4 protein-coding genes and 1 CRISPR repeat array are annotated in these 7,036 nt (G+C 61.9%); all 4 genes read right to left on the reverse strand.

Annotation, left to right across the window (positions count from 1 at the left end):
* The first annotated feature begins 19 nt into the window (after positions 1-19).
* A CRISPR array of direct repeats spans positions 20-334; the repeat unit is 37 nt; unit sequence GGTGAACGCCCTTCCGCTTATCCACGCGGACTGAAAC.
* Positions 335-438: 104 nt separating this feature from the next.
* Complete coding sequence (locus ACLIRY_RS14360) at positions 439-2,970, reverse strand: hypothetical protein (RefSeq protein ID WP_413206101.1); 2,532 nt, start codon at positions 2,968-2,970, stop codon at positions 439-441.
* 439 nt (positions 2,971-3,409) lie between these two features.
* Entirely contained in the window at positions 3,410-4,873 is a 1,464-nt protein-coding gene (locus tag ACLIRY_RS14365; protein ID WP_413206102.1) for a polysaccharide pyruvyl transferase family protein, read from the reverse strand.
* Position 4,874: 1 nt separating this feature from the next.
* The gene (locus tag ACLIRY_RS14370) at positions 4,875-5,681 is read right to left on the reverse strand and encodes a thioesterase II family protein (RefSeq protein WP_413206103.1); all 807 of its coding nucleotides are present in this window, start codon (positions 5,679-5,681) and stop codon (positions 4,875-4,877) included.
* On the reverse strand, positions 5,678-7,015 hold the full coding sequence (locus tag ACLIRY_RS14375; RefSeq protein ID WP_413206104.1) for a glycosyltransferase family 4 protein: 1,338 nt from the start codon (positions 7,013-7,015) through the stop codon (positions 5,678-5,680). The genes ACLIRY_RS14370 and ACLIRY_RS14375 overlap by 4 nt, the downstream gene beginning before the upstream one ends.
* Positions 7,016-7,036 lie beyond the last annotated feature (21 nt).

Below are 7,036 nucleotides of genomic sequence, written 5' to 3' on the forward strand. Positions count from 1 at the left end.
CAGACGCGGCTCGAAGTGCGGTGAACGCCCTTCCGCTTATCCACGCGGACTGAAACTGGCGTGTGGTTGTCCCACCGGATGCCTCCGGGGGTGAACGCCCTTCCGCTTATCCACGCGGACTGAAACGAAAATCTCGATCAGACGCGGCTCGAAGTGCGGTGAACGCCCTTCCGCTTATCCACGCGGACTGAAACTGGCGTGTGGTTGTCCCACCGGATGCCTCCGGGGGTGAACGCCCTTCCGCTTATCCACGCGGACTGAAACGGGCCGCGGCGGCCGCTGCCGATCCGCCTGGACGGTGAACGCCCTTCCGCTCATCCACGCGGACTGAAACAGTACACGCTGCCATCATCACCCCATGTGATGGCTTCCAACGGGGTGAACGCCCTTCCGCTTGTCCACGAGAACCGGGTTTCACTGGGGTAGAAAAACCGCTTCCTATTGGCTTGGACGCCTGTTTCTCAGGGAGGCCCCCCAGGCCTCAAAGCGGTCCAAACGGCGCTCGGCGGCATGAAACGCCGCATCAAGCTCCATACTCTGACGGATCAACGCGAAGACCTCCCGCCCCTGCACCTGAGAACTCAGATGCTCTTCGCAAAGCTGCGCGGCAAAACGCCCATGGGCCGACCGAACCGCCGTGATCCAGGCATCGGGATTGCCCCCCACTCCGGCTGCGGTGGGGATATCCGCCCGCTCCAGGATCTCCGCCAAACGCAGCGCCTCCCCGGCCAGGGCCGCGTCCTGGGCCTGGGCGACCAGGAACAGGCGCCGGTAAACCGTCGTCATATGAGCCATCAGGGTCGACAGGGCAAAGGGATTGGCCCAGGCGACCATCATCAGGGAATGGGCGGTCGCCCCAAGGACCGTTCCCATGTCCGCGAACCGGTCGTAAAGCCCCCGCCGGTATTCCGCCGTGGTCTGGGCGGCGTCATAGGCTGGCCCCTCCCCATAGGGGTCGACGGTCAGAATCCGCGCCCGGAGACAATCCAGCGCCCGGCGGCCCGGTGGCGAAACAGGCTCCCCGCCCTGGGGAAACACCGCCGTTACCACTCGAGCCCGCTCGTCACAAAGCAGCCGCAGCCGTCCGGCATTTCCAACCCCGGAGCTTCCCGTTTCCCCAAGGTCCGCCCCGCTCAGCCCCGTCGCCTCGGCAATCAGGGCGGCGAGCCAACCGGTGATCGGGCAGCGGGAGACCTCCCGGTTCCGGATCAAGGTTCCAATCTCCGCCCCACCCCGCAACAGAGTGACCACGGGCAAGATCTCCCGGCGCTCCGGATTCTCCTCACGCCAGGCGGAAAAGACCAAGCGGACTTCGGCATTGAAGGTCATCACCTCAGCCAGAGTCTCACCTTCTCCTTCGGCCTCCCCTCCCCCATCGACAACGTCCAGCAGGGTGGTTCCCCATTCCGCGCGTCTCGCAGCTTGCCCACCCACCGTCCATTCCAGAAGAACCACCTCCCCCGGCACGAAGACCAACCGGAGGCTTTCCAACGGAACCCTCAGACAGGTCCCGCCGTCCCGACCGGCGAGCTCCGCCATGGTCAGGGACAGGGAGAGGTCATCGCAGGGCAAGGCGATTTCCACGAGGCGTGAACCCGCCCGGATATCCCTTTCCGCCTCCCGCCAGCCCCCCTCCTGATCCACCTCCGGGGCGGAAACCGGGGGAAGCAGGCGATCCCGAAGGTCCGGCAGGAAATACAGACGCTCCTGATCGGTGACCGTCAGCGGTTCGGGACGGGGCGCGGATCCAGCCCGAGCCCGCCAGGCCGCCAGATGGGCCAGGATTGCCTCGGTCAACTTCGGTGTCCCCGCCGGGGGATCACCCGAAGGCGACGCATCGGGATCCAGCGCATCCCCGAGAAACAGGGGAATGCTGAAGATGGTCCGCCACCCCTGGAGGGGCCGGGCGCCGGACAGAATGTCCTCCAGCACCAGATTGGCCATGGCCTCCACCTCCTGGGCGCGCTGGCCCAAGGTATCCCAAGCGGTAAACCGGAGGATCCCCCCGCCCTCGGCATGGCGTTCCAGGCCCGGCGCCCGGTCCCGGGCGGTCTCGCCAAACCAATGGGGCAGCCATGCTCGGCGGGATGCGGGACCGGACCACAACATGCCCCGACTGTCCGACGGTCGTTCCCCGCTCTCCCCCTCTGCGCCCAGAAGAACCACCATCTCGACGGACTGCCCCTCCTCGCGCCAACCGCCGGGCCGTAAATGGGACACCCAGGCGTAGACGGCATCCTCGGCGACCTCGTGAAATCGTGCGGGCAGGCGGGCGACGACAACCCGTTGCCGGTCGTTGCCCCCGACCCGACAGTCCAGAACCCTCGTCCATCCCCCTGCCCGTCCCGCGTCAAGGGCCGTGACCGCCTCAGAGAGGAGAGTCCGCGTTACCTCCAGATCGGGCGCCCATGTCACGGGATCGAAGGAGAGAGGGTCTAGGGGCGCCCGCGCCCTGACCGCGCGTCGCAGGGTCAGATCCTGGCCCCGAAGGTCACCGAACCGGGCCAGACCGCCCGGGTCGAGGCGTTCCAAGCCAGGAATAAAGTCCCGCGCTCCGGCAGCAACCGTTCGCCGCCGCCCGTCAAACCCCGCCGGTCCGCGGTCCCCCGGTTCCAGCCCCAGACACTGGACCACCCGTTCCAACCGGGACAAGGGAGACCACCGGTCCTGAAGGACGGCATGATCGATCCCCTCCACCCCGCGTCCGGTCCGTTCGATCCTGGCCCTCACTGCTTGGTCGGCAATCGATACCAGGATAACCTGCCCCCCCATATCGTTGATATCGGCCTGGGACAGAAGCACCCGTCCCTGGGGCGAAAGGGAAAGGGGATGAACCCTGGCTCCGACCACCTTGCCGACCTCCTGAACGAAACGGACGATCTCCAGTGTTTCCAGGTCACGGGGAACCACCACTACGGACAGCCCATCCATCGTCGCGCCGTGATCGCCCTTTTGGGTGGTATCGGACATACCCGGTCCTCCTTATCTCTTCCGCTCGGATCATAGCGGCGGTCCGATCACCAGGGAATGTTCGAAGGAAAAATGCCTCTTCGGATAAGAGAGAGGTACCATCGAACGCAGTAACCCGAATGGTCGGAAAGCGAACCCGGCGAAAAGGAAATGCCCAGCTTCTGCCGATGGGCGCAAGAAGAACAATACACAACACTGTCTCGTTTTTTTGGGCGATTGCCCAGGCTTCCCTTTTTCTAGCCCGGGGTCTGTCTGGGGCCTTTCGGCCAATAAATGTCCGGGATCTGGGGCCTTTCGGCCCCAGTGGGGGACGGGGCAAAGCCCCGTGACGGGGAAACACCACCTATCGTGTACCGTGATTCACAGCATCCATATGAGGCCTATCATCAAATCGTGCCCATATCCCGTTAACACACTGGTCAAGGTAGCCACCAAAGGGCTATAGCACCGCCTGCGCCTTGTTGACCAAAGCCGAGATTTCGGAGGGGAGCGGTGGCAAATAGGCGCCAGTCTCTGGCAAATCTGGCGCCGGAAAGGCTGGGATGAGTCGTTGGAATTCGGCGGCGAGTTGCCGGCCCATCACGGCCATGCATAGAACGCCGGATGCGACGATCTCCGCACTTTCCTTGGCGATCAGATCCCGCTCCCCATCCAAGGCACGTAATCGGTCGAGTAGTTTCGGGCCCAGCATTTCATCATCGGTTTTCAGAACCCGGCTGCTGCCCCTCTGGCCCAGTAGATTGCCGATGCGCTCATCCATTGAAATTCCGAGCGATGCGGTACCGGCGGGCATGGCGGTGACGAGGGCGTGGAAGCGAGAACTCACCAGCCAGTCGGAGCGGCGCAGTACCGCCACCATATCCCGATGCCCGACCTCGCCGCTGACCAACCCGGCGGAGGGGCAATCCAACTGGGCGCGAAGTTCGCGGCAGGCCCGTTGGTCAAGGCGATCCATACCGGCCACCACCACAAAAGCGTTGGTCTCGGCGGCAAAGCGATTCGCGGCCTCGGCGATCTGGTGGAGATAATGGGTGTATTTGCGCACCCGTTCCGGAGAATGGGCGTGGAAGAAGACAGAGCCTAAGTGAATGTCCTTATGTGCCCCGGTGGTGGCCAGTTCTTCCGCCATTTTGAAATCCGGGCGAATCGGCCACCAAAACGGATTGATCGGACAGAGTGTGAGCACGCGGGAATTGCCATTCCATCCGGCCTCGTGCAGGATTTCCTCGGCGCGGTTTCTCGAAGAGGCGGCGAAGGTCCAAGCCGGATCGGTGCCCGAGTGACAGGCCACGCCCAGCTCTTGCAAGAGATCACGCGAGGCATCGTTGCGACACATCACAAGCGAACCGACGGTGGTATCTTTCACCATGTCTGCCAAATAGGGTTGCATCTTGCCCGCCTCAGCCCCATAGGCGATGGCCGGTTTTCCCGCTGCCACTGCCAGGCCCAACCCACCGCTCAGCATGGCGGTCAAGGTGGGCGAGAAGGTGGATTTGAACATGGAGCCTTCACAGGCAATCACCACATCATGTGCTCGTTCCTGTTCGGCGACAAACACTGGGAAATATTTGTCGATGGTCTTCACCGCCACATTGGGAAACAGCTCCTGATCCGCCCGCCGGTCCGGGGAGAGCAAAGACAGTTCGAGATGGTCCTCACCATAGAGGCTGCGCAATTGCCGCACGATCTCGCTGACCCGGATATCCGCACCGATATTGCCTGCCCCGGAATAGGTGATGAGCAGGATTTTCAGCTTCTGCCCCGGTTGCCATCTGATCGGTGTCGGAGCTTGCAAGCGTCTTGCGTGCACCAGAGAAGCCATATGGGTACAGGCCATGTGATCGGGGTCTTCAGAGGCAAAGAACTCGCGTTCCATCACCTGTAACAGGGCTTCCTTAGCCATTTTAATTCACCGTTTCCGAGAAGCGGTCGAGAATCATCTGGATCACTTGGGCACGATCCTTGCGGGGGAAGAAATGATCTCCGTCCACCATCTCCAGAGAGAAAGTGGATTGAGTCGTGTCTTGCCAACGTTGCACATGTTGTCGGCCAATACTGCTGTCAGACCGCCCGCCAATGGAGAGGACCGGGCAGACCAAGGGATGCGACGGCACATTTAAGCTGTTGTGCAAGATGAAATCGGCCCGGATCGACGGCAGCGACAGCTTGATCAACTCGTCATTGTCAAGGATCTCCGCCGTCATTCCGCCCAACTCAATCAAATGGCTGAGCAGGGACTCATCGGACATGCCGATCACATTGACCGCGTTAAACCCCGGTGGGCGGGAGGCGGCGACGGTGAGCAATTGCGCCGTCGGCAGCCCACGCAATTGCAGTTGCTGGGCTAAGGCGAAGGCGATCCGTCCGCCTAAGGAATGACCAAAAAACGCAAACGGTTTGTCTAGGTAAGGGGGCAGTAGTGCCAGAACCTGGTTGATCACCTCCGACATCTTTTCCGCAGGCGGTTCCTGCAATCGGCTGCCGCGACCCGGCAATTGCAGGGCAAACAGGTCCATGTCGTCGGGAAGCAGGGGGCGCCAGTCTCGGAAATCCACCGCCCCGCCGCCCGCATGTGTAAAGCAAAACAAGCTGCGCTTAGCCTGTCGGCTGGGGGTACCGATGCGGACCAGCCAACCCTGCGCCTTTGGCTCTAAACGGATCGGGCGAGGATGGGCAAGGGACGGAGCAATTTCATGGACGGCCTGGCTCATGCAACGACCTTTCTCAAGCGGTTTTCTTCAATCAGCTGGCGGTACGCGGCGGCGACTTCCGAGCGCACCTTGACCAGATCCATTTTCGCCTCGGCCACATTCCCATTGGCCTCCGCCGCCCCGTTGACCAGATCGTCATCAATCAAGGCGGTACGCAACGCCTCTGCGGTGGCGAGGACATCCTCGCCCGGGATGAGGAGCCCGGTCTCGCCGTCGGTGATCCACTCATCGGCGCAAGACGTGTCCGATTGAATGGGAAAGGAGCCCATGGCCATGGCTTCCAACAGGGCAGAGGGAATACCGTCACTGATACTCACCCCCATGGAAATCCGGGACTGGCCGTGCAGTTTCATCATGTGGTCGTGGGAGCTGAAAGGGATGAACTCCACGTCAATGCCGGTGCGGCGGCTCATCAGTTCCGCCGCCACTCGAACCGCCGGTGCAGCAAGATAAATGCCGATCTTGTAATCGGTGAGCAGCTCCTGGACTTTTTCCATGGCCTGTAGCGCGATCAATGCGCGACCGTGCCAATCCTGATACCCCTTCAACAGGATCATCCGGCGCTCCGAGGTCGGGCCGGGCTGGCGCATTTTCCGCACACGTTCCAAGTCGAACACACTGGCATTGGGCCGCACGGCCAAGGCGCGACCGGTAAAGCCGAAACTGCGGGCCAGTTTTATGTCTCGGGCGCATTCAGCACTGTAATAATCGCATTGCGCCATGATTTGCCGGGCCCGCTGTTCATGTTCGGCCAGTTGGGCGAAGAGCTGTAGATCGCACCCCCAATTGCTCAAGACCCAAGGTGGGAAAACGGCCCCTAGCGGAGGCTTCCGGTTCAACTTAAGAGCATCCCGCTCTAGCTCGGCTTTCGCGGCCAAGGCCAAATAGCCGCCGGTCATCATTTCCAGGGAATGCACCAGATCCGGTTTGATCCTACGGATGGTGCGCGCTAAGGCGGCGGCGCGGCTGAAGCGTTTCGGGGCAAGTTTTTCCAGACCCTGTTCTATCTTCCTGGCTCCCTCCCGGAACGGCCAGGGCCAGCCGGTTTGTGATACACTGCGATCAAAGCGTTTGTGACGGCGACCCAAGGCCCAGCCGCCGGAGGGTGTCTCTTCCGTGGACGGCGCGCAGAGTAAACCTAATTTTGCCACATCCTGCTCATCAAACGGGCGACGGTTAAACACGGCGTGATGCAGGGTCACATTGCGGAATTTGGGATGTAGCGGCGTGGGCTCGACGGGGAAAATATGAACATCAAAGCCGGCCCCTTCGAGCTGGTTGATCCAACGCACCATATGCAGGCTAGTGGCGGGGCCGACAAACAATATTTTCATTTGAAACCTCCTACCTCGTCG

Origin of the sequence: Rhodospirillum sp. A1_3_36 (assembly GCF_047263945.1) — a bacterium.
GTDB lineage: Bacteria > Pseudomonadota > Alphaproteobacteria > Rhodospirillales > Rhodospirillaceae > Rhodospirillum.

Coding starts and splice junctions, on each gene's coding strand:
- ACLIRY_RS14360 (WP_413206101.1), bottom strand. CDS start 2,970: ATGTCCGATACCACCCAAAAGGGCGATCACGGCGCGACGATGGATGGG.
- ACLIRY_RS14365 (WP_413206102.1), bottom strand. CDS start 4,873: ATGGCTAAGGAAGCCCTGTTACAGGTGATGGAACGCGAGTTCTTTGCC.
- ACLIRY_RS14370 (WP_413206103.1), bottom strand. CDS start 5,681: ATGAGCCAGGCCGTCCATGAAATTGCTCCGTCCCTTGCCCATCCTCGC.
- ACLIRY_RS14375 (WP_413206104.1), bottom strand. CDS start 7,015: ATGAAAATATTGTTTGTCGGCCCCGCCACTAGCCTGCATATGGTGCGT.